This window comes from Micromonospora profundi (assembly GCF_011927785.1).
Classification (GTDB): domain Bacteria; phylum Actinomycetota; class Actinomycetes; order Mycobacteriales; family Micromonosporaceae; genus Micromonospora; species Micromonospora profundi.
On the sequence record NZ_JAATJK010000001.1, the window covers coordinates 4,299,188 to 4,323,565 of the forward strand.

The following is a 24,378-nucleotide window of genomic DNA, read 5'->3' on the forward strand; positions in this document are numbered from 1 at the left end:
CGAGCTGACCCGGCGATCTTTGCACCGGCCGCGCGCCCCGCGCAACCCCGCTCAGCCAGCGCCGGGTGCCGGGCAGGGCACCGAAGGCGCGTCCGCCGTCGGGAGGGTGACCGTCACCTCCAGGCCGCCGCCGGGCTGGGCGATCACCTTGACGGTGCCTCCGTGCGCCTGGCAGACCGCCCGCACGATCGACAGTCCCAGACCCGAGCCGCGCGCGCCGGTGCGTTCCCGCCCACCGCGCCGGAACGGCTCGAACAGCCCCGGCACGTCGGCCTGGTCCACCTCGAACCCGGTGTTGCCCACCACCAGCCAGGAGCGCTGGCCGTCGGTGCCGGTACGCACCCAGAGCCGGCCGTGCAGATGGTTGTAGCGGACGGCGTTCTCGATGAGGTTGCCGGCGAGCCGGTCGAGCAGCCCTGGGTCTCCGACCACTGGCGCGGGCTCCAGCGACGTCTGCACGCGCAGGCCGATCCGCTCCACCTCACGGCGCACCGCGGACAACGCGTTGGCGGTGCCCGTGGCGAGGTCGCATTCGGTGCGTCGGCCGAGCCGCCGCCCGGCCTGTGCCTCGCTGCGCGCCAGCACCAGCAGCGCGTCGACAAGGCCGTTGGCCCGCTCGGAGGCGTCGCGCACCACTGTCGCCATCCGGCGGTATTCGGCGGTGTCCGCGTCGTCGTCGCTGAGCGTCACGTCGATCTCGGTCCGCATGACGGCAAGCGGGGTACGCAGCTCGTGCGAGGCGTTCGCCACGAATCGCTTCTGCGCCTCGAACGCCGACGCGATCCGGTCCAGCATGGCGTCGAAGGTCTTGGCCAGCTCGGCCACCTCGTCGTCGGCACCCGAGTAGCCGATCCGCTGGTCCAGGGTGGCCTCGCCGAGCCGCTGCGCGGTAGCGGTGACCTGGTGCAGCGGGCGCAGAGCCCGGCCGGCCACCGCGTACGCACCGGCCACCCCGACGACGCTGATCGCCAACAGCGCGACGAGGCCCTTGGCCAGCAGTTCTCCCGAGGCGGCGTCGACAAGTTGACGCTGCCACTGGGCGGCGTCCATCGACCGACCGTCGGAGAGCAGCACAGTCGTGCCGGGCAGCAGTTCGTCGGTGGGTCGCAGCGCGTCGCGGACCAGCAGCCAGGCCAGCAGCACCAGGATCGCGCCCGCGCCGACAAGCAGCACGCCGTTGAGCAGTGTCAGCCGCAACCGAAGTGTGGGCCGCAACCGGCGACTCACCGTACGACCTCGGTCCGCGACCGCGGACCCGGCTCGCCCGTCGCGCTCACACGCCCACCTCCGAGGTGCGGTAACCCGCGCCCACGACCGTCTCGATGAGCGGCGGATCGCCGAGCTTCTTGCGCAGCGTCATCACAGTGACCCGGACGATTGTGGTGAACGGGTCGGTGTTGGCGTCCCAGACCCGCTCCAGCAGCTCCTCGCTGGAGACCACCGCGCCGCGCGCCTTGAGCAGCTCGCTGAGCACCCCGAACTCCTTGTTCGTCAGGTCGATCGGCACGCCGGCCCGGGTGGCGACCCGGCGGGCCGGGTCGAGCACGAGGTCGGCGAGTTCGAGCACCGGCGGCGCGGCGGGGGTGGCCCGCCGGCCGAGCGCCTGCACCCGGGCGACCAGCTCGTCGAAGGCGAACGGTTTCGGCAGGTAGTCGTCCGCGCCGAGCTGCAACCCCTCCACCCGGTCGGCCACCGTGCCGCTCGCCGTCAGCATCAGCACCCGGGTCAGCGCGCCGGAGGCGGCCAGCTCGGCGCAGATCTGGTCGCCGTGCACGCCGGGCAGGTCGCGGTCGAGCACGACCACGTCGTACCGGGTCACGAACGCCGCCTCCTGGCCGGCGTCACCGTCGTACGCCACGTCGACCGCCATGCCCCGCTTGCGCAACCCGCGCGCGATCGCGTCGGCGAGGTTGCGCTCGTCCTCCACCACCAGTACCCGCATACCCGGCCTCCTCGCTGCTGACCACCGACAACCTAGTGCCGGCCGGCAAACCATCGTCCCTCGACGCCCGCGTCGGTCACCGTTGCGGCGGTACGGGCTGCTCGCCCACCCGGGCAACCGGTGATCAGTCGGGCAGGTTCCACAACTGGTACGAGCTGTTCGCGATCGCGCACAGCACGTGATCCGTGATGGCCTGACATTCCCCTGTGGCGTGCGGCAGGACGTCCAGGACCCGTACCTCCCCGGCGCGGGCGTCCAACTCTCCGACGAGCAGCCCGCCGTCGGGATGCCCACGTAAACCGACCATCCGGCGGGCGTCGTCGACCTGGTACAGCTCCCATCGACCCAGGTCGGCCAGCTCCTCGCCGGTCAGCGCATCGACAACGAGGTACTGCACCATCGGACCGGAACCGCTGACGCTCACCATCAGCCTGCCGTCGTACGGCCAGCCCCACGACCAGCGGTCGCTACGCCAACGCAACCCACCGGTCTCGGGGTCGATCGCCAGTAGTTCACCCCCACCTGTGCGTATACACAGAACGGGGCCACAGTCCGCCGCGAACTCGACCGGGCCGGTCGTACGTGTCCAGCGCCGGTCCAGCCCGTCCAGCCCGTACGCGGTGACAGTGGCCGAGCCTCTGTCGACGGCCAGCAGCAGGTCTTCCATCACCTCAAGCCCGAGCGGTCCATCGTTGGGTGGGAGCAGGCTGGCACTGGCCAGCACGGCGCCGGTGCTCGCCTCGCGTACCTCGACCGGCGCGTTCACCGGGTTGAGCACCACCCGGTCCACCCCGTGCCCGGTGTCGCGGAAGCTGATCTGGGCACTTGTGGGCGGCAACCGCCAGCGCACGGTGCCGCAGCAGGGATCGACAGCACGCAGGCTGCTCACCTCGGTCTGGCCGCCGGAATGCAGCAGCAGGTTGCCGTCAGCCGACGCGATGGCCCTGCCCGGCTGCTGCCACCGGAACGCCCCGGTCGCCCGGTCCAGCGCCACGGTGAGCGTGTCCCGGCCCACCGGCCCGATCTCGTAGCCGGTGACCAGCAGCATCCGGGCCAGCGGCGTGATACGCCAGGACCGGGCCTCGGCCGACAACGGCGCCTGCCAGGCCGGTGCGCCGCCGGGCAGCCGGTACGCGGCCAGCCGCCCCTGCCGCGTCGATGTGTTTGCCGGCTCGACGATCAGGAAGAGGTCGCCGTCGACAAGCGCGTCGGCGCCGAGCCGAGCCGGCAGGGTCACCACGGTCCGGCGAGGCGGTAGCGCGGCACCGGCGGCGACGGTGACCAACACGAGCAACAGGACCAGCGCGCAGCGCAGCCGCCGGTCGTTGGCACGGGGTGGGCGGGGCAACAGGTCCGGGTCCGGACCGTGCCGCAACTCGCCGAGGTCGATCACCGGACCGGTCACGGCCGAGACCGCCAGAACGCGGCCGAGCCGTCGGGTCGCCGGCAGCGCAGGGCCAGAAGGGACGCCTGGCAACTACCGGCGACGCCGGGCAGCCGGTCCTCCACCGGTAACCGCATCCCGCCCTCCTCGCCGCCGACCGCCGGCAATCTGTCGCCGGCCGACAACCATCGTCCCCCGTCGATCGGCTCGCCGCTTGTCAGACGGGCAACCGCCACAGCGCGAAGGAGGCATCCTGCCTACGGCAGAGCAGCTGTCCGGTGACCACCGCCTGGCACTCGCCGGCCGTGTCCGGCAGTACGTCCAGCAACCGGACAGTTCCCGCCCGGACGTCCAGGTCAGCGACGAGCAGACCGCCGTCGGGATGCCTGCGTACGCCGATGGTCGGGCCGCCCCACGGGAACTGGGCCAGCTCCCAGCGGCCCAGATCGGCGAGCATCCGGCCGGTCTGCGGGTCGAGCACTGAGAGCTGCTCCGCACCCGGCCCGGCGCTGCTCACAGTGGTGGCCAGCAACCGGCCGGCCGACGGCCAGACCCACGCCCAGCGGTCGCTGCCCCAGAGCCGCCGACCGGTCGCGGCGTCGACGACCCGCAGCCCACCGGAGCGGTTCTGGAGGCAGACGGCGGTGCCGCAGTCCGACGCGTACAGCGCCTCGTCGGCGGGTGTGCGCCAGCGCTGGTCCAGCCCGTCCAGCCCGTACGCGGTGATCATCGTCGGGGACCCACCGAAGGTGAGCAGCAGGTCGTCCACGATCTGCACACCCGTGTGCGCCCCGCTGACGGTCGCCGCCAGCTCGGTGCGGGCCAGCACGGCGCCTGTGGTCCCGTCGAGGACCTCGATGGGTCCGTTCGCGTGGCTGAGCACCACCCGGTCCACGCCGTGCTCGCCGTCGCGGAAGCTGAACTCGCCGCCCGCGACGATGGGCACCTGCCAGCGCACGGTGCCGCAGCACGGGTCGAGAGCCCGTAGGGTGCCCCCATCGTCGCCGACGGAGTGCAGCAGCAGGTTGCCGTCGGCGAGCAGGCTGGGGCTGCCGGGCTGCTGCCAGCGGTACGCCCCGGTCCGGCGATCCAGCGCCACGGTGAGCGTTCCCCGCCGGTCCGGGCCGGTCTCGTGCCCGGTGGCCAGCAGCATGTCGCCCTGCTGGGCGATGCCCCAGTAGCGGCCCTCCGCAGGCAGCGAAGCCTGCCAGGCCGGCTCGCCGCCGGGCAGCCGGATGGCGGTCAACCGCCGCTGCGCCGACGGCCCGCTGAGCGGCTCGACGAGCACGAAGAGGTCACTGGTGACCAGGGCGTCGGCGCCGAGGCGGCCCGGCAGCGCCAACACCTCACGCCGGGGGTGCGGCCCCGCGCCGGCCAGGCTGACAAGCAGAAGCAGCAGGACCACTGCGCAGCGCAGGGGTCGCCCCTTGTCCAGTGGCGGGCGGGGCAGCCGGTCGTCGTCCGGCCCGTGCCGCAGCTCGCCGAGGTCGATCAGCGGGCCGGTCACCTGTGTAACCGCCACAGCGCCGTCGAGCCGTCGAGGCGCCGACAGAGCAGCACCGGCAGCGCCGCCTGGCACCCGCCGGCCACCCCCGGCAGGATGTCCAGGGTCCGCGCCCGGCCGGCGGCCAGGTCCAGTTCGGCGACCACGAGCCGACCGTCGACAGTCGACCGTATGCCGATCAGGTCGTCGTCCCTGCGCAGGCGGCTCACCAGCCCCCACTGGCCCAGATCCGTCCGCTCCTGCCCGCTCGTCGCGTCGCGTACCGCGTACCGCTGGTCGCGCCCCATCATCAACATCCGGTCCTGCCGGACGTCGGCAAGCATGTCCGGACCGGGATAGGCCCATCGGACGCCGCCGGTGGTGGCGTCGATGGCCTGCAGGCCGCCGGTCTGCTGGCCCGCGCAGAGCAGATCCGCGCAGGCCACCAACCAGGCCACCAGTGGCACCGGGGACGTCCACATCGGTGCGATGTCGGGAAGGCTGTAGGCGACAAGCCGGGTGCTGCCGGGCGGGACGAGCAACACCAGGTCGCCTACGACCTGCACCCGCTGGAACGCCGACCGGTCACCGGGCAGCGTGTCGACGCTCCGCAGCAGGGTGCCGGTGCCGGCGTCGTACACCTGTAGTTCGCCGGTCGGCTGGACGACCACTACCTGGTCGACCCGGCCGTCGCGCTCGTGGTAGTCGGGGCTGCCGGGTGGGACGGGCACCGACCAGAGCACCCGGCCGGTGTCGGGCGCCACCCGGCTCACCGTGCCCGGCGCGTCGTCCGCGTCGTCCACGAGAAGCAGGCCGCCGTCGACAGTCCACTGGACGAGCCCCGGATGGTGCCAGCGCCGCTGCCCCGTGGCGACGTCGAAGGCTGTGGTCTCCAGCACCTCGGCGGTGTTGGCCCCGACGGCCAGCAGCAACCCGCGCTCCGCCCACACGGCCAGGTAGTCACCGCTTCGTGCCAGCGGCACCCGCCACCGGCGCCGCACGCTCTGCTCGCCGGTCGCCGAGGGCAGTGTGTACGCCGTGAGGTACCGCTCGCCGTCAGGTGTGGTCGGGTCGACCACGACGACGCCGTCATCGGTGAGGTACGCCGAAGCGTCCGGCACGGTCGGCACCGACGTCACCGCCCGGCGGGGCACCGGTGCCCCGCCTGCGAGCACGAGCAGGGTCAGCAGCAGTACGCCGGTGCTGCGCAGCGGTCGGCCGGCGGCGCGCGGCCGGCGGGGCGGCGGTATCGATGTCGGCTCGTCCCGGACCTCGCCCAGCTCGATGATCGACAACGACCGTCCCTCCGTGGCGGGGTGCGGCCTACCAGGTTCCCCGGCAAACCGGCCGCTGCCGTACCGGCCCGGCAAATGCGACGCAACCGCGCCTGTACGATGGCGCGTCGTGGCTGTGCCGGTGGTAGACCCCTCGCTGAATCCCGTGACCGACGCCGACCCGGCCGAGGTCGAGCCGACACGGCGGCCTCGACGCCGCCCGGCCCGAACCGACCTGTTGGCCCTCGGAGCCTATGTGCTGCTGGGTGTCTTCGTCTGCCTCAACTACTGGGGTGACGTGACCGGCCGGGTCTCCTCGCACCTGCCGACCGACCACAGTTGGTTCGAGTGGCTGTTCGCCCACGGCGCCTACTCGGTCCGGCACCTGGAGAACCCGCTGTTCACGGCCCGTCAGAACGCCCCGGACGGGGTGAACATGATGGCCAACACCTCGCTGCTCGGTGTGACACTGCCGCTGTCGCCGCTGACAATGCTGTTCGGCCCGCAGGTCACGTACGCCCTCTACCTGGGCGGAGCCCTGGCGGCCACCGCGGGCACCGCGTACTGGATGCTCTCCCGGCACCTGGTGAAGTCCCGGGCTGCTGCCTTCGTGGGTGGCGCGTTCCTCGGTTTCGCGCCGGGTGTCGTCCACCACGCGAACGGCCAGCCCAACTTCGTGTCCAACTTCCTGTTGCCGCTGATCGTGGTGCGGGTGCTGCGGCTGGGCGAGCCGGGCCGGTGGCGGCGCAACGGGCTGGTGCTCGGTGCGCTTGTGGCGTACCAGATCTTCATCAACGAGGAGATGCTGCTCCTCACCGCGCTGGCCTGCCTGGTCGTCGTGCTGGCGTACGCCGTGCAGCGGCCGGCGGCGGCACGTCGCGCGGCAGGTCCGTTCCTGGGCGGGCTCGGTGTCGCCGGTGGCCTGGCGCTGCTGCTGACGGCGTACCCGATCTGGTTCCAGTTCAACGGCCCGCAGTCCTACCGCGGCCTGCAGGGCGGCGTCTTCCACAGCTGGGGCGAGGACCTGGTCGCGTTCGTCACCTTCGCCCGGGACACCTGGGCCGGTAACCCGGAGGTGGAGAAGACGATCGGGCTGACCGAGCAGAACACCTGGTTCGGGTGGCCACTGGTGCTGCTGTCGGTGGTGGCGCTCGTGCTGCTGGTGCGCCGCTCGTTGGCCGCCCGGATCATCGCGGTGCTGGTCGTGGTCTTCACGGTGGCCTCGATCGGGCCGTGGGTGCGCTTCGACGGCGTCGAGACCACGGTGCGCGGCCCGTGGTCGTACGTGTCGGACGACCTGCCGCTTGTCGAGATGATGATGCCGACCCGGTTGGCGCTTGTGGTGGCCGCCGCGTTGGGCGTACTGCTGGCGCTGACCTGGGACGCGGCGGCCCGGCAGGGGCGTCCGGTGGCCGACCGGCCCGGGGTGCCGGCCCAGCGCACCGGCGAACCGGCGGCGTCCGACGAGTCGTCCACGCCCGCGCTGTCGCGTCGACGCTGGCTGCGCCCGGTGGGGTACGCGGCGGTCGCGCTCGCCGTGCTGCCGCTCTTTCCCCGGCCGCTGCCGGCACAGCCGGTGGACCCGCCGCCGAACTTCATCACCGCCGGCGGCTGGCGCCCCTACGTGCCGGAGGGCCGGACCCTCGTGCCGGTGCCGATCCCGAGCAACGTGCACGGCCTGTCGACGCTGCGGTGGAGTGCGCTGACCGGGCACGAGTTCCCCATCCCGGGCGGCTACTTCATCGGCCCGAACGAGCTGGGCGAAGGTGTCTTCGGCGCTCCGAACCGGCCTACCAGCACTCTCATCTACTCCACGATGGACGCTGGTGCGGTGCCGGCGATCACCGACGAGAACCGCCGCCAGGCCGTCGAGGACCTGCGGTTCTGGCGGGCGTCGGTGGTGGTGCTCGGAGCGCATCCGCGTGAGGCGGTGCTGCGTGAGCTGGTCACCGCCCTGATCGGGCCACCGCAGCGGGTCGACGACGTCTGGGTGTGGGACGTCCGCGCGCTCGTGGGCTGACGCGCTGCCCGACGGTCAGCCGACCCGGTCCCGGACGTCCCAGACCCACCCGCCGTCGACCTGACGGCCGGGGCCGAGCAGCGCCTCGACGGTCCGGCGCACCGGCTCGTCGTGCGGGAGCCGGCCGAGCACGACGAGCGCGGCCCGCCAGTGCCGCAGGTCCTCGACGGCCTGGCGGCGGTCGGCGTCGGTGAGCGCCGGCACCGCGCCGGTCTGCGCGACCCGCCGCAGCAGCACGGAGGTGGGCCGGTCCGGCGCACCCCAGCGCGCCGCCGGGTCGTCCGGACCACTCGGGCCGATGAAGTAGCCGCCCGGCGCGTCGAACGCCAGCCCGGTGCGGGCGGACCACAGCATCACCGGGCTCAGCGCGGCGCCGGTGACCGGGGGCACCGCCACCACGGTCCGGCCCGCAGGCACCAGCGGCCGCCACCTGCCGTCGGCGACGAACGCCGGCACGGGCGCCACCGGGATCGCCCGGATCGGCGTCGGCACCAGCGGGAGCAACGCGGCCACCACCGCGCCGCCCCACAGCAGGCGTACCGGCAGGCCCGGCGCGGGGTCCGTCCGGCAGTGCGCCGCTCGGACCCGGTCCAGCGACAGCGCCACAAGCACGCCGAGCACCGGTACGCAGACCAGCGCGAACCGGGCCGGCACCGCGAGGTCGAGCAGCGGCAGCCCGGCGACCAGGCGGTACGGCCCGGGGATGCCGGTGGCGGTGCTGTCGATCCGCAGCTCGGTGCCGAGCGAGAGCACGGCGAAGACGACACCGCACCCGGCAAGGGCGCGGACCAACGGCCGTCGCCACAGCCAGATCACGATGACCACGGCGAGCACCAGCAGCCCGGGGCCGAAGAACGAGTTCTCCTCGGTCGGGTTGGGCGACAGCAGCCCCGGCAGCCAGTTGTCACCGAACACTGTCTGCCGGGCCGAGGCGGTGAACGACGCCGCGTCGAGCTGGAAGCCGTGCGCGGCGAAGGCCATCCCGTCGTAGTGCTGCGGGCCGTGGAACTGGAACCACAGTGGGTACGCCAGCGGCACCGCCGCCACGACGGCCGCCACGCCGAGCCTGCCGAGCAGGGTCGGGGCGTGCCGCCGGGCCGCCGCCCGGTCCGCGAGCGCGTAGCCCACCGCGAACACCCCGGCGGCGAGGGCCAGGAAGACAAGCGTCTCCTCCCCGATGAACACCTGCCAGACGACAAGCAGCCCCAGGCCGACGCCGGGTCGCCACACGGCGCGCTGCCACGCCTCGCCGGGTCGAGGGGCGGGGCGGAACACCAGGGCGAGGATCGCCGGCACCAGGAACTGGGCGGCCATGTGCAGGTGTGCCCCCGCCTGGGCGATCATGCCGGGGGCGAAGCCGCAGACCAGCCCACCGACCGCAGCCGCCGACCGGGCGGTGACCAGGCGGCGGCGCAGCAGCGCGTACCAGGCCGTGGCCGTCCCGGCGAGGCAACAGACGACAGCCACGCAGAACGCCACCTGCGAGCCGAACAGCAGCGTGACCGGCGCCAGCGGAACACCCAGGCCGAGCACCGACGTGTTCGCCATCAGGTTGACGCCGTCCGGTGCGTTCAACGCCGTGCTGTAGAGCGGGTTCCCGCCCTCGCTGACCACACGCGCCGCGTGGGCCAGCATCCATTCGAAGAGGACCTGGTCGCCGGCCTGGTGGAACAGCCGCCCGGGGTGGCCCCACTGGCCGGTGGTCAGCAGCAGCGCCAGGCCGACGTACCCGGCGACCACTAGCGCGTCCGGCAGCCACGCCGGTCGGGGCCGGCGTGTGGACGCCGATCCGGCCGTCGCCGTCGTCACCGACGACGGCGCTCCGGCGGCCATCAGACCGAGCGGTCCGTCAGCGCCCGGACATCCCACACCCAGACGTCCAGCTCCTGCCGGCCCGGGCCGACAAGCTCCTCGACGGTACGCCGCAGCGGCTCGACGTTCTGCTGGCGCAACGGGAGCACCAGGATCGCCGCCTGCCAGTGCCGCAGCTCGTCCTGGAAGCGTCGACGCTGCCTGTCGTCGAGCTTAGGAGCCCGACCGGTGGTCGCCACCTCCTCCAGCAGTTGACCCACCCCGCTGGGCCGGCCGCCGAACCGGCCCGGGTCACCGGTGTTGCCGTTGCGGGGGGCCAGGAAGTAGCCGCCCGGGATCTTGAAGTCGAGGTTGGTGGCCGCCGCCCAGCGCATGCCGTGCGTGTTGCCCATGCTGGGCACCGGGATGGGCACGAGCGTCTGGTCCGGGCCGACGTACGTCCGCCAGCGGTCAGCGGTGATGAAGTCCGGCACCGGCGGTCGGGAGACCATCCGCAGCGGCATCGGTGCGATCGGCAGCAGCGCGAACGCCAGGCCGGCGGCGGTGAGCGTGCGCACCGTACGCCGCTCGACCGAGCGCAGCGCCCAGGCCCGCTCGACGGCCAGCGCGAGCAGCAGGCCGACCACCACTGTGGTGATCAGGCCGAACCGGGTCGGCACCACAGCGTCCAGCAGGGGCAGGTGCACCAGCAGCTGCCACGGCCCGGTGATCAGCTCCCGGTCCCACCAGGAGATCCGCTCACCGAGGGAGAGCACGGCGAACAGACCGCCGGTCACGGCGAGCGCCCGGACGATCATCTCCCGGCGCAGCCACACCACGATGGCGATGGCGAGCAGCGACAGGCTCCAGCCGAAGAAGGCGTTCTCCTCGGAGTAGTTCGGCGCCAGGTTGGCGTTTGCCCGCTGGTTGCCGCCGAGCGTGGGGGAACCGGGGGCGAAGAACGCGGCGATGTCGTTGCCGTAGTCCTGGACCGCGTCGCTGAGACCGTGGTACGCCATCGGCCCGGCGAACTGCACGTACAGGGGGTACGCCAGCAGCCCTCCGGCCAGCAGCGTGCACGCCGCGACGCCGATGCCCAGGGGCCGCCACGCCGCCCGCCAGCGGGCCGGCTCCTGGGCGAGCACCGCGAGCAGGAAGACCCCGCAGGCCATCGCCGTGAAGAGCAGGATCTCCTCGTTGATGAACGCCTGCGCGGTGACGAGCACCGCGAGCAACAGCCCGTCGCGCACCGGCCGGCGGGACCGGGTGAGCACCAGCACCCGCCACACGATGAACGGCAGCAGGAACTGACTGATGATGTTCGGATGCCAACTGGCGTGCGAGAGCATCGCCGGTGAGAAGCCGCAGAACCAGCCGCCGGCCGCCGCCGCGAGCGGGGTCCGTACGACGTGGCGGGACAGCACGAGATACCAGGCAGTGGCCGTGCCGGCGAGGCCGAGCGTCACGAGCACCACGAAGGACACCGCGGGCCCGAACAGCACTGTCACCGGCACCATCGGGATGCCCAGCGCCAGCACCGCCGTGTTGGCCATCAGGTTGACGCCGTCGGGGTAGTTGAACTGCTCGGTGAAGAACGGGTACTCGCCGTGCAGCACCACGCGCACCGAGTGGGCGAGGAAGAACTGCACCTGGGCCGGGTCGCCGGTGTAGAGCGAGGCCACCCGTCCGGCCGGGTCCAGCCAGATCCGGCTTGTCACCCAGAGCGCGGCGAGCAGGAACAGCCCACCCACCGCCAGGTGCTGACGGCGGCGCGTCCAGCGGGTCCACCACCGTTGGCGCGGTCCGGCCGGCGCCGCCACGGCGTCATCCGCAGCAGCCGCCTCATCGGGTACGTCGGCCGGCGGCGCTTCGGCCGGCGAGGGCTCGACGGTGTCGGTGCGGGACGGGGCGGCGGCCGGAGCGGGAGCACTGGCCACAGGGGTCGTGCTGGCCACGGGAGTCTTGCTGGCCGTGGTGGTCTTGCTCGCCGTGGCGGTCTTGCTGGCCGTGGTTGTCGGGGAGGCGCGGCGGGTGTGCTGGCTCACAGACTCGTCGGGACCCACTGCCGCCTCCGGGTGCGGCGCGGACAGGGCGCGGGACTCGGCAGGCGTCACAGTCGGCGGAGTCTACCGGAGCGACGAAACGGCACTAAAAGGCCCAGGGATCCGTCCACTGTGGTGGATCAGTCGCCGGCCAGCGAAAGCACTGCACCGGACATCTCGTACTATGGCGCTTTGTCGTGGACGACGGCGAGGCGATCGGGGGCGGGGATCAGGTGACTCCAGGCCGCCAGCACGGCACGACGCTCGCCGTCCTGCTGACAGCACTGTTGGCCGCCACCGCCTGCGGTCCGGTGGCCGACCGGGCACCGCGCGACCTGCGGGTGGGCTACGACAGCCTCGACGGCACCCTGAAGGTGTGGCCGCCACGGGGCGACCTGGCCGCTGACGCCGCGGCGACGTCGGCGATCACCGACGCGGTCCGCGACTGGCGTTCACCGATCGACGACCGGGCGCACCTGCCCTCGTCCGGCATCCTGTTCTCCGGCCGGGTCGACGGCACGCCGATCGCGCTGGTGGCTGCCGACGTGCCCGGCGAGAGCGCGTCCTGGCTGCTGCAACTCGCCGGCGACGGCGGCCGGTACGCGGTGACCCGCGCCACCGAATACACCGACCCGGGCTACCTGGTCTACTCCGACGTGCTGCCGGTGCACACTGCGGACGGCCGGCGCTACCTGGTCTCCGCCCGGGTGCAGCAACTCCTCGGGCCGCAGGACCGTGCGCTGCCCCTCACCGACGGGCTCAGCGCCCCGGCCGACGTACCGGCGTGCACCGCCGTGGGGGTGACCGCGACGCTGCGGGCCACCGAGTCGCTGCCGCGCGGGCGGGCCGCCGACCGGCTGCTCGACCTGGGCACCGGCACGACCGATCCGCGCTATCCCCTGGTACGCGACGAGTCCGGCGCAGGCCGGCGGGCTCTGACCGGCCTGGACACCTGCGTGCTGGCCGGCGAGCGGGGTCCCTTCGGCAGCATTCCGCGCCGGATCGGCGACCGGGACGCCCCTCGTGCGGTGCCGACGTCCTGGCCGATGGCGAAGCTCACGGTCCGCTCGCTCGGCGAGGTGGCCCTCGGCGGCGGCGAGCCGGCCGAGTTGCAGCAGCTCAGTTGGGACACCGACGCCGGCACGATGACCTCTGTCGTCTACCGGCCGGCGGACGGGAGCGCGCCGGTGGTCTCGCCCGCCGACCGGGCCACCCCGTTGCAGACGTACCACCTGCCGATGCCCGGCCAGCCGCTCGTGGTGCTCAGTTGGCGGGCCACCCGGGACAGCTCCCTCTCCGTGCCGCCGGGAACTCCCCAACTGGTGGAGCGCCCCGGCCTGGTGGTCATCCCCGAGCCGACCCGCACCCAGACCTACAGCCTGGCGAACACCGACAAGACCCACTACCGCTCAGTAAGCCCCCGCCGCCCCCGCTAAGCCCCGCACCCCACCCCTCCCCACCCTCCCGCCCCGCCTCACCCCCTCCCCCGCGCGATCTTGCGCTTTCTGCCCGGCCATAGGGGACAAAGCGCGCATAAGAGCGACCGAAAGTGCAAGATTCGCGGGCGTGGGGTGGGGGTGGGGCTGACGCGCTGCGGCGGGCGTCCCCGGAGGGGGCGCCCGCCGCAGTTTTACGGGTTCTAGTTCTGCGCTGGGGTGCTGGTGGGGGTCAGGCGGTCCGGGGTGGCGTCCAGGCCGGAGATCCAGCCGGTGACGTTCCGGGCGACGTCCTGCGCGGTCAGGCCGAGGTCGGCGAGGATCTGCGCGCGGGTGCCGTGCGGGTGCCAGTCGGCCGGTACGCCCAGGTCCTTGAGCGGCACCCGGACGTCGGCGTCGCGCATCGCCTGGCCGAGGGCGTCGCCGACGCCACCGACCCGGACGCCGTCCTCGACGCTGACGACGAGCCGGTGGCCGGCGGCCAGCTGCACCAGCTCGGCCGGCACCGGACGAACCCAGCGGGGGTCGACCACTGTGACGCCGTAGCCGTGCTCGGCGACCCGGGCGGCGACCTCCATGCCCAGCTGGCCGAAGGAGCCCACGGCGACCAGCAGCACGTCGGTACGCGCCGACTCGGCCAGCACGTCGACAGGGCCGACCCGGCGCAGGGCCGGCAGGTCTGCGGCCACAGTGCCGGTGGGGAAGCGCACGACTGTCGGGCCGTCGTCGACGGCCAGCGCCTCGCGCAGCTCCTCACGCAGCGTGGTGGCGTCCCGGGGAGCGGCGATCCGCAGCCCAGGCACCACACCGAAGACCGACATGTCCCAGATGCCGTAGTGGCTGGGGCCGTCCGGGCCGGTGATGCCGGCGCGGTCCAGCACGAAGGTCACCGGCAGCTTGTGCATCGCCACGTCCAGCAGGACCTGGTCGAAGGCACGGTTGAGGAAGGTGGCGTAGACGGCGACCACCGGGTGCAGGCCACCCAGCGCCAGCCCGGCCGCCGAGGTGGCGGCGTGCTGCTCGGCGATGCCCACGTCGTACACCCGCTCGGGGTATTTGCGGGCCAGCTTGGCGATGCCTGTCGGCTCGGCCATCGCGGCGGTGATGCCCACGACGTCCGGCCGCTCGTCGGCGACGGCAAGCAGCTCGTCGGCGAAGACATGCGTCCACTTCACCGCCGGGGCGGCCAGCAGCGCGCCGGTCTCCACGTCGAAGGCGCCGCCGGGGCCGTGCAGGCAGTCGGCCTCGTCCTCCTCGGCGGGGCGGTAGCCGTAGCCCTTGCGGGTGACCGCGTGCACGATCACCGGGCCGCCGAAGTTCTTCGCCGCGCGCAGCGCCGACTCGACCGCCGCCACGTCGTGCCCGTCCACCGGGCCGACGTACTTGATGCCGAGGTCCTCGAACATGGCCTGCGGGGCGACGGCGTCCTTGATGCCCTTCTTGACCGCGTGCAGCACCTCGTACATCGGCTTGCCGACGAGCGGGGTGGAGCCGAGGGCGTCCTTGACCGTGTCGAGGACCTTCTCGTAGCCCGGGTTGAGCCGCAGCGAGGAGAGGTGGTCGGCCAGACCGCCGATCGTGGGCGAGTAGGACCGGCCGTTGTCGTTGACGACGATGACCAGAGAGTTGCCGGCGGTGGCGATGTTGTTCAGCGCCTCCCAGCACATGCCGCCGGTGAGCGCGCCGTCGCCGACCACTGCCACGACGCTGCGCGCCTCGCCCCGCAGGGCGTACGCCTTGGCCAGGCCGTCGGCGTAGGAGAGCGCGGTGGAGGCGTGCGAGTTCTCGATCAGGTCGTGCTCGCTCTCGGCCTGGCTTGGGTAGCCGGAGAGGCCACCGCGCTGGCGGAGCTTGTCGAAGCCGGCCTGCCGCCCGGTGAGGATCTTGTGTACGTACGCCTGGTGGCCGGTGTCGAACAGCAGCCGGTCACGGGGGGAGTCGAAGACGCGGTGCATGGCCAGCGTCAGCTCGACCACACCGAGGTTGGGGCCGACGTGGCCGCCGGTGCGGGAGACCTTGGCGATCAGAAAGTCCCGGATCTCGGCGGCGAGCACATCCAGTTCCTCGCCCGACATCCGCTTGACGTCCTGCGGACCGCGGACCGTCCCCAGCAGCCGGCCGTGGTTGGCCGTGTCCTCTTCAACACTCATGACCGCAGAGTCTATCGGCCGGGCGGTACTTCGCAGCCCGGCCGGAGCCCGGCACACCCGCACCCTCTGGCTGAGCCCCTGGTCAGGGGCGGATCCGCAGCCGGCGCGGCCTGTCGGTCGGTGCACCGCCGTACGCCGGGCCGGCAGGTGTCCAGGAGCCCAGGACCGCGCCCCGGGTGGCGCCGGTAACGGACGGGATCGCCCCGGGCAGGCCGTGCCAGGACAGCCAGCCGAGCAGCGCGAACGCGTACGCCTCCTTGGCCTGCGCGGGTACGCCCCACTCGTCGATACCGCGCAGCGTCCACCGGCCGGCACCCAGGGCGGCGAGCCGGCCCAGCAGGGCGGGGTTGCGCACACCGCCTCCCCCGGCGATGACCTCGACCACACGGTGCCTGTCGCACTCTGCGGCCACCACCCGCGCGGTCAGCTCGGTGAGCGTGGCCAGCAGGTCGTCCACGGGCACGGGTTCGCCGAGCGCGGCCAGGTGGCGGTCCAGGTAGCCGGCGTGGAACAGCTCCTTGCCCGTGGACTTGGGCGGGGGCGCCGCGTAGTAGGGCTCGGCCAGCAGGTCGGCCAGCAGCCGCTCGTGCGTCCGGCCCGCCGCCGCCCGCGCGCCGTCGATGTCGCACGGCTGGTCCAGGAAGCGCCGGGCCGCCGCGTCCAGCAGGGCGTTCGCCGGGCCGACGTCGTACCCCAGGACCGGGGCTTCCGGCGCGACCACTGTGAGGTTGGCGATGCCGCCCAGGTTCACTGCCGCGCGCGGCTCGGCGGCGCCGTCGAGCAACAGCGCGTCGAAGGCCGGCACCAGCGGCGCGCCCTGGCCACCGGCGGCGATGTCCGCCGAGCGCAGGTCACTGAGCACCGGTACGCCGACCCGGGCCGCCACCCGGGCCACCGCGCCCAGTTGCAGGGTGCCCCTGGCCACCCCGTCGGCGATCCAGTGGAACACCGTCTGGCCGGGCGAGACCACCGCGTCGGCCGCGCCACCGGCAAGTTCGAGGCCGACCGCCGCCGCGTCGGCGAACACCTCGCCGAGGCGGTTGTCGAGCTGGCACACGGCCTCGATGGTGGTGGCCCCGGGCGGCAGCAGCGCGGCGATCTGGGCGCGCAGGGCTTCGTCGTAGTCCAGGCCGCGATGTCCCAGCGGCCGCAGCCAGAGGGTGTCGCCCTCGGTGGTGAACTCCGCCGCCACCACGTCCACGCCGTCGTACGACGTCCCCGACATCAATCCGACGATCTTCACGGCGTCAGGCTAGCGGCGGTGCCGTGCCCTCGCCCACACCTCGCCCGCGCCGGAGCGAGGACGGCCTACCGTCCTGCCGTAGCGTTGAGGGGTGACTGAGCCTGAACGGCTGAACGATCGTGAGCAGCGCGCCTGGTTCGGCTTCCTGGTCATGCAGGAGGACGTCCGGCGGCACATGAACCGCCAGTTGCTCCGCGACGCGGGGATCTCCCTCGCGGATTTCGCCGTTCTGAGCGGCCTGCGGCTTCACGGGGAAGGACCGATGCGGGTCTTCGAGCTGCGGGAGGTCCTGCGGTGGGAGAAGACGCGCCTCACCCACCAGGTGTCCCGCATGATCCGCCGGGGCCTGCTGGAGCGCCGCAGCTCCGACGATGATGCTCGGGGGACCTACATCGCGCTCACCGGGGAAGGACGCACGGTGATCGACCGGGCGACTCCCCTGCACCTGCGGTACGTGCGGGAGGTCTTCCTCGACGTGCTGAGCCCTCGGCAGCTCGACACCCTGGCCGTGATGTCCGAGGCGGTGCTGGACAACCTCAAGGACGATCCCTTCGAGGAATGAGGGCTGCCCTCAGTGAGGTGACTCGTCACCCGGTGCGCCTTCCCCGATTGTTGATGTATCACCAGCCTGCTCCGCTTTCTTGACTCCAGGTTAGTGCGGGGAGTCCGGTTTTCAGTGGAAGCAGCCATCTAACCCGGGTGATGTGTCACCTGCCACTAAAGGGTGACGAGTCATCCTCTGCTGGCTACCGTTGGCCCCACGGCCGCTGGCCGCATCGAGCGGTCCGGTCCCAGCGAAAGGAACTCATCATGGGACGAGTAGCAGGTAAGACGGCAGTGGTCACCGGCGGCGCGATGGGAATGGGCGCGGCTGCCGTACGCCGGCTCGTCGGCGAGGGCGCCAACGTGGTCATCGCCGACGTGAACGTCGCGGAAGCCGAGGCCCTCGCCGCCGAACTCGGGCCGACGGCAGTGGTCGAGAAGCTCGACGTCCGCTCCCCGCAGCAGTGGACCGACCTCGTTCAACGGACGGAGGAGCGGTTCGGCAGCGTCGACATCCTCGTCAACAACGCAGGCATCGTCGATCCCGCTCCCCTGGAGCAGTGGGACGTGGCGCAGCTACAGCGCGTGCTGGACGTGAATCTCATCGGCGTCTTCAACGGCATCCAGGCCGTGACCCCGGCGATGAAGCGGGCCGGCGGCGGCTCGATCGTCAACATGGGCTCCGTGGCCGCCTTTATCGGAATCATCCAGATGGCCGGGTACGTCGCGTCCAAGTGGGCCGTACGCGGTCTCACGAAGAACGCCGCCCTGGAACTGGGCGCGTACGGGATCCGGGTGAACGCGGTTCACCCGGGTCAGATCAACACCCCGATGACGAAGGGAGCCACCTTCGAGACCAGCAGTGTCGCGCTCGGGCGTGTCGGGGAACCCGACGACGTCGCCCGTACGGTGCTCTTCCTCGCCAGCGACGACGCGCAGTTCGTCACCGGCAGCGACCTGGTCGCCGACGGCGGGCAGATCGCCGGCCAGGCCGACTACTCGGGCGTACCCCGGTAGGCAGCGGAGTCGACCCACCCCGAACGTCGGGGGTGATGACCTACGGCCCGGGGACCAGCAGCCCGACCAGCTCGACGTGCTGGGTCATCGGGAACAGGTCGAATCCGCGCAGCGCCGTCAACCGCCAGCCCAACCCGGCGAAGGTACGCACGTCCCTGGCGAACGCCGCCGGGTCGCAGGCCACGTACGCGATCGCGCGCGGGCCGGCGGCAGCCAGGGCGCGGACCACCGGGGCGCCGGCCCCGGCGCGCGGCGGGTCGAGCACCACCAGGTCGACCGGGCCGGTGATCCGCCGGCGGGCCAGCGCGGTCTCCACCCGGGCCGACACGACCTCGACGCGGGGCAGGTCGGCCAGGTTACGTCGGGCGGCGGAGACGCCCTGCGGCGCCGCCTCCACCACTGTCACCCGGCCGCTGGCACCGACCTTCGCGGCCAGTCCGGCGGCGAACAGTCCGGCCCCGCCGTACAGGTCCCAGGCCACCTCGCCCGGACGCGGGTCGAGCAGCTCCAGTACGGCCGTGGACAGCGTGTCGGCCGCCGCCGGGTGCACCTGCCAGAAGGCGGACGCGGGCAGCGTCCACGCCCGGTCGGCCGCCACCTCACGGACCACTGCCGGCCCGCTCACCTGCATGGAGATCCCGTCGCGGACCTCTACGACTGTCACGTCCCCGCCGGTGCTGGCAACGGTCTCCACAGCGTCGGCGGCCGGCCAGGACGCGCCGGTCGGGGCGAGCACCGGCAGCTCCTGGATCGCCGGGTGCGCGATCAGGCAACTGTCGATCGGCACCACCTCGTGCGAGCGGTGCTTGAGCAGTCCGGCCCGGTCGGCGGCGTCCACCGCGTAGCGGACCCGCGAGCGCCAACCCAGCAGCCCGCCGGGCAGCGCCTCGACCCGTACGCCGAGCCCGTCGAGTTCGGCGTCGGTGAGGCCGCCGAGGCGTGTCAACTGCTCGCGCACCACAGCTGTCTTCCACGCCAGTTGCGCCGCAGGCGCCACGTGCTGCAGGTCGCAGCCACCGCAGGCGCCCGGCTTCGCGTACGGGCAGGGCGGCTCGACCCGGTCCGGCGAGGCGTCCAGCACTGTCACCGCGTCGGCCCGGACGAACCCCTTGTGCACCTCGGTGACCTCGGCGATCACCCGCTCACCGGGCAGCGCGTGCCGGACGAAGACCACCTGCCCGTCCACCCGGGCCACACAGTGCCCGCCGGGGGCGACCGCGTCGACGGTCAGCTCGACCCGCTCCGCCTCGGCCAGGCCGCTCTCGGGCTCCACGGTCGCCGCTGTCGACTCAGTCACGGCTGTTACCGACCGTTCCACTGTCCGCCGGGCCGCCCTCGACAGATGACGCGGACATGACGTCCGGCGGCACGGTGCCCCGCGGCCCACGCGCCGGGGTACGGGACAGCGTGGCGTCCAGCCGGTCCAGGTTCTTGCTCGCCGTCGACGCGAGCTGCCACGGCACGCTCACCACCATCACCCCCGGTTCGAAGAGCAGCCGGCCCTTGAGGCGCAGCGCGCTCTGGTTGTGCAGAAGGTTCTCCCACCAGCGCCCCACGACGTACTCGGGGATGAAGACGGTGACCACGTCGCGGGGTGACTTGCGGCGGGTGGAGGCCACGAAGTCGAGGATCGGCCGGGTGATCTCCCGGTACGGGGAGTCGACAACCGTGAGCGGGATCGCCATCTCCCGCCGTTCCCAGTCGGCCTGAAGATCGCGGGTGTCCTTCTCGTCCACGTTGACGGTCACTGCGGTCAGTGTGTCCGGCCGGGTGGCGCGGGCGTAGGCGATCGCCCGCAGTGTCGGCTGGTGCAGCTTGCTGACCAGCACGATCGCGTGGTTGCGGGCGGGCAGGACGGCCCGACCCTCGTCCGGCGGGGTCAGCTCGACGGCGACCCGGTCGTAGTGCCGACGGATGGCCAGCATCAACAGGTAGATCACCGCCATCGCGGCGATCGCGATCCAGGCGCCGAGCAGGAACTTGGTCACCAGCACGATCACCAGCACCGTGCCGGTCAGGCCCATACCGAACGTGTTGATCGCCCGCGAACGGTAGATCCGGCGACGCGCCTCCGGGTCCCGCTCGGTGCGCAGGTGCCGGTTCCAGTGCCGGATCATGCCGGCCTGGGAGACGGTGAACGAGACGAAGACGCCGACGATGTAGAGCTGGATGAGCCGGGTCACCTCGGCCTGGAAACCGACGATCAGCACGATCGCGAACAGGGCGAGGAAGACGATGCCGTTGGAGAACGCCAACCGGTCGCCCCGCGTGTGGAACTGCCGCGGCAGGTAGCGGTCCTGGGCGAGGATCGAGCCGAGCACCGGGAAGCCGTTGAACGCGGTGTTCGCGGCCAGGAACAGGATCAGGGCGGTCACCCCGGCCACCACGTAGAGCAGGATCGACCCGGAACCGAAGACCGTCTCGCCGAGCTGGGTGGTGACGGTCTTCTGCACGTAGCCCTCGGGGCCGGAGACGATCTGCAGGGCCGGATCCTCCACGAACTGGAGGTGGGTCAGCCGGGCCAGCCAGATGATCCCGACCAGCATGCTCACCGAGATGGTGCCGAGCAGCAGCAGAGTGGTGGCGGCGTTACGACTCTTCGGCGCCTTGAACGCCGGCACCCCGTTGGAGATCGCCTCGACGCCGGTCAGCGCTGCGGCGCCCGAGCTGAACGTCCGCAGCAGCAGAAAGATCAGCGCGAACCCGGTCACGCTGTGCTCGGCCTGGATCACCAGGTCGGCGCTCGGCGCGCGCAGGTCGTCGCCGAGCACGAACACCCGGACCAGCCCGGTGAGCAGCATCCCGAGCATCACGATCACGAAGCCGTAGGTGGGAATCGCGAACGCGGTGCCCGACTCGCGCAGACCGCGCAGGTTCACGGCGCTCAGCAGCACCACCGCCACCACCGCGATCATCACCTTGTGGGTGGCCACGAACGGCACCACCGAGCCGAGGTTCGCCACGCCGGACGAGACCGACACCGCCACAGTGAGCACGTAGTCGACCAGCAGGGCGCTCGCCACGCCGACGCCGAACTTCGGGCCCAGGTTGACAGTGGCCACCTCGTAGTCGCCACCACCGGACGGGTAGGCGTACACGTTCTGCCGGTAGCTGGCCACCACCGTCAGCATGACAACGACCACCGCGAGCGCGATCCACGGCGAGAAGACGTACGCGGAGGCGCCCGCGATGGAGAGGGTCAGGAGGATCTCGTCGGGCGCGTACGCGACGCTGGACAGCGCGTCGGAGGCGAACACGGGTAGCGCGATGCGCTTCGGCAGGAGGGTGTGCTGCAGGCGGTCGGACCGGAACGGTCGACCGAGGAGCAGCCGCTTCAGCAGCGAGGTGGGACTGGCCACGAACGCCAAGAGTACGACCACCAAGGCAATCACGCGGGGGTGGGCGATCACGGCGGTCCGGCGCGACGGGGTACGGTCGGTCCCCGCTGCCGACCGGTACGTGGCAGGCTCGCAGTCGAAGGCCACCGTCCATGCGTACGGAAGGGCCAGCGGCAGCGGTACGCACCTTGGGAGGGACAGCGTGCACGTCGTGATCATGGGATGTGGCCGGGTCGGTTCGACCCTCGCCCACAGCCTGGAATCCCGGGGGCACTCGGTGGCGGTGATCGACCAGGACGCCGACGCCTTCCGTCGGCTCGGCCCCGACTTCGGCGGCATCACTGTGACCGGGGCGGGCTTCGACGGCGACGTCCTGCGGCAGGCCGGCATCGAGCGGGCGGACGCCTTCGCTGCCGTCTCCAGCGGCGACAACTCCAACATCATCTCGGCGCGACTGGCCAGGGAGACGTTCGGGGTGTCCCGGGTCGCGGCACGCATCTACGACCAGCGCCGGGCGCAGGTCTACGAGCGGCTGGGCATCCCCACAGTGGCGACAGTGCGCTGGACCGCCGACCGGATGCTGCGGCACCTGGTGCCGGAGGGCAACGTGGAGATCTTCCGCGACCCTACGAGCACCGTGTCGATCGTCGAGGTGCCCGTGCACAAGGACTGGATCGGCCGTCCGGTACGCAAGCTGGAGGAGGCGTCCGGAGCGCGGGTGGCCTACCTGATCCGCTTCGGCATCGGCACGCTGCCCACCGCCTCCACCGTCATACAGGAGGGCGACCAAGCGTTCATGCTGGTCAGCGACGACATTGTGGGGCCGGTCACGTCGGTGGCGGCGGCGCCACCGGAAGGGGGGCAGTGAGCCATGCGGATCGCCATCGCGGGCGCCGGCAACGTGGGCCGCTCGATCGCCCAGGAACTGATCGACAACGGCCACCAGGTGATGCTCATCGAACGGCAGCCCCGGATGCTGCGCCCGGAGCGGGTGGCGGACGCCGAGTGGGTGCTGGCCGACGCCTGTGAGCTGGCCAGCCTGGAGGAGGCCAACCTCGCCGGCTGTGACGTGGTGGTCGCCGCCACCGGCGACGACAAGGCCAACCTTGTGGTGTCGCTGCTGGCCAAGACCGAGTTCGCGGTGCCCCGCGTGGTCGCCCGGGTCAACCGGGCCGAGAACGAGTGGCTCTTCACCGAGCAGTGGGGTGTGGACGTCGCGGTGAGCAAGCCCCGGGTCATGGCCGCGCTTGTCGAGGAGGCTGTCACCGTCGGCGACCTGGTGCGGCTGATGACGTTCCGTCAGGGCGAGGCGAACCTCGTCGAGATCACCCTGCCGCCCACCGCTCCGTACGTCGGCCAGCCGATCCACGCCGTGCCGCTGCCCCGCGACACCGCGCTGGTGGCGATCCTGCGGGGCAAGCGGGTCCTGGTGCCCAGCCCGGACGACCCCATCGAGGCCGGTGACGAGCTGATCTTCGTCTGCACTGCCGAGGTGGAGGACGACGTCCGCGCGGTGATTCTCGGCCCGGACAGCGTCGAACGGACCCGCGGTTCGCGCTGAGCCGCCCCGGACGGACGGCCCGGCGCGCTCAGGCGCCGGGCAGCGGGGACGGCTGCGGCACCCGGGTGACCCGGCGCACCGTCCAGACCGTGATGAGCAGCAGCAGCACGTACGGCGGGTAGCCCAGCGCCAACCGGGCCACGCCCAGCGCCGTGTCCTGGTGGGCCAGGTAGAGCCCGGCCTGCACACCCACCTTGGCCAGCCAGACCACGCCCCAGAGCACTGTCAGCTGGGTGAAGGTGCGCACCAGTTTCGGATCGTCGCGCCACTCGGAGCGGCCCTTGGCCACCAGCACCGACCAGATCCAGCCGACAAGCGGCTGCCGGATGGCCGCCGAGATCAGCAGGGCGACGCCGTAGCCGATGCCGTAGAGGATGCCGGGGAGGTAGAAGTCCCGCTCGTTGCCGGTCCGCCAGGCGATGGCGGCGCCGATGCCGACGCCGAACAGGCCGTTGACGGCGTGTCGGATCGGCCTGCGCTGGGCCAGTCGCAGCCCGGCGATCAGCACCGCTACGGACACCGACGCGATCACGGCGGGCCGCAGGTCACCGATGATGTTGGCGACGACGAAGACCACCACCGGGATGCTGGACTCGACGAGCCCCCGCCAGCCGCCGAGCTGGTCGGCCATCTGCTCCGCCACGGTTGGCAGCGGCGCGTCGTCCTCAGGCCCCGTCTCCGGCTGCGCCGCCCGGTGCTGTCCCGTCGTCATTGCCGGCCTTCCGTCCGCAGCGCCGTCACTTCGGCGAGTCCAGCTCGTAGTAGGGGTTGTAGATGACCTTGCGGTCGTCGCGCATCGCCACCCGGCCACGCGCCGTCAGGTGTCGCCCCGGCTCGATCCCGGCGATGTGCCGCCGGCCCAGCCAGACCAGTGTGACGACGTCGCTGCCGTCGTACAGGTCGGCCTCCAGGGTGGGCAGGTTGGTGCGCGGCGTGTAGACCACCGTGCGCAGCCGCCCGGCCACCGACACCACCTGGCCACGGGAGCACTGCTGGGCCAGGACACCGCCACACTCGGCGCTCTCCTGACGCAGCTCCTGCGCGTCGATCTCGGCCTCGCTCGCGGTGAACCGTTGCAGGATGCGCCGCAGCGACACCCGGCTCTCGTCGGTCATCATGACCTCCGCGTCACCCTCTCCACGCTCACCGGCCCG

General features: G+C 72.3%; 19 protein-coding genes. 6 read left to right on the forward strand and 13 right to left on the reverse strand.

The genetic code is table 11. The annotated features are described in order from the left end of the window. Positions 1-51: 51 nt before the first annotated feature. The 5 genes from F4558_RS18870 to F4558_RS18890 all read right to left on the reverse strand — a co-directional run bounded on the left by F4558_RS18870 (position 52) and on the right by F4558_RS18890 (position 6,104). Entirely contained in the window at positions 52-1,227 is a 1,176-nt protein-coding gene (locus F4558_RS18870) for a sensor histidine kinase (protein WP_053657398.1), read from the reverse strand. A gap of 46 nt (positions 1,228-1,273) precedes the next feature. Continuing rightward, entirely contained in the window at positions 1,274-1,942 is a 669-nt protein-coding gene (locus tag F4558_RS18875; protein WP_053657400.1) for a response regulator transcription factor, read from the reverse strand. Between the two features lie 124 nt (positions 1,943-2,066). Further along, a complete protein-coding gene (locus F4558_RS18880) occupies positions 2,067-3,347 on the reverse strand; it encodes an outer membrane protein assembly factor BamB family protein (RefSeq protein ID WP_053657402.1) in 1,281 nt (426 codons plus the stop codon). A 196-nt stretch (positions 3,348-3,543) separates the two neighbouring features. Further along, positions 3,544-4,833, reverse strand: a complete 1,290-nt coding sequence (locus F4558_RS18885; protein ID WP_053657404.1) for an outer membrane protein assembly factor BamB family protein — start codon at positions 4,831-4,833, stop codon at positions 3,544-3,546. After that, positions 4,830-6,104 carry an outer membrane protein assembly factor BamB family protein gene (locus tag F4558_RS18890; protein ID WP_167945344.1) on the reverse strand — a complete coding sequence of 425 codons (1,275 nt, stop codon included), beginning with the start codon at positions 6,102-6,104 and terminating at the stop codon, positions 4,830-4,832. The genes F4558_RS18885 and F4558_RS18890 overlap by 4 nt, the downstream gene beginning before the upstream one ends. A 109-nt stretch (positions 6,105-6,213) precedes the next feature. Between F4558_RS18890 and F4558_RS18895 the strand changes: the two genes are divergently transcribed. Next, a complete protein-coding gene (locus F4558_RS18895) occupies positions 6,214-8,103 on the forward strand; it encodes a DUF6311 domain-containing protein (RefSeq protein ID WP_053657408.1) in 1,890 nt (629 codons plus the stop codon). Between the two features lie 15 nt (positions 8,104-8,118). On the opposite strand, the gene F4558_RS18900 is transcribed toward F4558_RS18895, so the two are convergent. Next, entirely contained in the window at positions 8,119-9,936 is a 1,818-nt protein-coding gene (locus F4558_RS18900) for a DUF6311 domain-containing protein (protein WP_053657410.1), read from the reverse strand. After that, on the reverse strand, positions 9,936-11,831 hold the full coding sequence (locus F4558_RS18905) for a DUF6311 domain-containing protein (RefSeq protein WP_167947559.1): 1,896 nt from the start codon (positions 11,829-11,831) through the stop codon (positions 9,936-9,938). Before F4558_RS18905 ends, F4558_RS18900 begins: the two co-directional genes overlap by 1 nt. A 338-nt stretch (positions 11,832-12,169) precedes the next feature. Between F4558_RS18905 and F4558_RS18910 the strand changes: the two genes are divergently transcribed. Continuing rightward, on the forward strand, positions 12,170-13,372 hold the full coding sequence (locus tag F4558_RS18910; RefSeq protein WP_053657514.1) for a hypothetical protein: 1,203 nt from the start codon (positions 12,170-12,172) through the stop codon (positions 13,370-13,372). Positions 13,373-13,575: 203 nt separating this feature from the next. On the opposite strand, the gene dxs is transcribed toward F4558_RS18910, so the two are convergent. After that, complete coding sequence (dxs, locus tag F4558_RS18915) at positions 13,576-15,522, reverse strand: 1-deoxy-D-xylulose-5-phosphate synthase (RefSeq protein WP_167945346.1); 1,947 nt, start codon at positions 15,520-15,522, stop codon at positions 13,576-13,578. An 82-nt stretch (positions 15,523-15,604) separates the two neighbouring features. Further along, on the reverse strand, positions 15,605-16,765 hold the full coding sequence (locus F4558_RS18920; RefSeq protein WP_167945348.1) for an anhydro-N-acetylmuramic acid kinase: 1,161 nt from the start codon (positions 16,763-16,765) through the stop codon (positions 15,605-15,607). A 91-nt stretch (positions 16,766-16,856) separates the two neighbouring features. Between F4558_RS18920 and F4558_RS31705 the strand changes: the two genes are divergently transcribed. Next, positions 16,857-17,327: a MarR family winged helix-turn-helix transcriptional regulator gene (locus tag F4558_RS31705; protein ID WP_053657419.1), complete on the forward strand. Its 471-nt coding sequence runs from the start codon at positions 16,857-16,859 to the stop codon at positions 17,325-17,327. 248 nt (positions 17,328-17,575) lie between these two features. Beyond that, positions 17,576-18,325, forward strand: a complete 750-nt coding sequence (locus F4558_RS18930; protein WP_053657420.1) for a glucose 1-dehydrogenase — start codon at positions 17,576-17,578, stop codon at positions 18,323-18,325. Positions 18,326-18,365: 40 nt separating this feature from the next. On the opposite strand, the gene F4558_RS18935 is transcribed toward F4558_RS18930, so the two are convergent. Both F4558_RS18935 and F4558_RS18940 read right to left on the reverse strand, forming a co-directional pair. Then, complete coding sequence (locus F4558_RS18935) at positions 18,366-19,598, reverse strand: class I SAM-dependent RNA methyltransferase (protein WP_053657422.1); 1,233 nt, start codon at positions 19,596-19,598, stop codon at positions 18,366-18,368. A gap of 16 nt (positions 19,599-19,614) precedes the next feature. Next, the gene (locus tag F4558_RS18940) at positions 19,615-21,684 is read right to left on the reverse strand and encodes an APC family permease (protein WP_053657424.1); all 2,070 of its coding nucleotides are present in this window, start codon (positions 21,682-21,684) and stop codon (positions 19,615-19,617) included. Positions 21,685-21,865: 181 nt separating this feature from the next. Between F4558_RS18940 and F4558_RS18945 the strand changes: the two genes are divergently transcribed. Together F4558_RS18945 and F4558_RS18950 are read left to right on the forward strand one after the other, a co-directional pair. Continuing rightward, positions 21,866-22,531 (forward strand): potassium channel family protein, encoded by a 666-nt coding sequence (locus F4558_RS18945; protein WP_053657516.1) that lies wholly within the window; start codon positions 21,866-21,868, stop codon positions 22,529-22,531. Positions 22,532-22,534: 3 nt separating this feature from the next. Continuing rightward, positions 22,535-23,224: a potassium channel family protein gene (locus F4558_RS18950; RefSeq protein ID WP_053657426.1), complete on the forward strand. Its 690-nt coding sequence runs from the start codon at positions 22,535-22,537 to the stop codon at positions 23,222-23,224. Positions 23,225-23,252: 28 nt separating this feature from the next. Here the strand turns inward: F4558_RS18950 and F4558_RS18955 are convergent, their stop codons facing one another. Together F4558_RS18955 and F4558_RS18960 are read right to left on the reverse strand one after the other, a co-directional pair. Further along, positions 23,253-23,936 (reverse strand): DUF3159 domain-containing protein, encoded by a 684-nt coding sequence (locus F4558_RS18955; RefSeq protein ID WP_053657427.1) that lies wholly within the window; start codon positions 23,934-23,936, stop codon positions 23,253-23,255. A 25-nt stretch (positions 23,937-23,961) separates the two neighbouring features. Beyond that, the gene (locus F4558_RS18960) at positions 23,962-24,342 is read right to left on the reverse strand and encodes an OB-fold nucleic acid binding domain-containing protein (protein ID WP_053657429.1); all 381 of its coding nucleotides are present in this window, start codon (positions 24,340-24,342) and stop codon (positions 23,962-23,964) included. Positions 24,343-24,378: the final 36 nt, after the last annotated feature.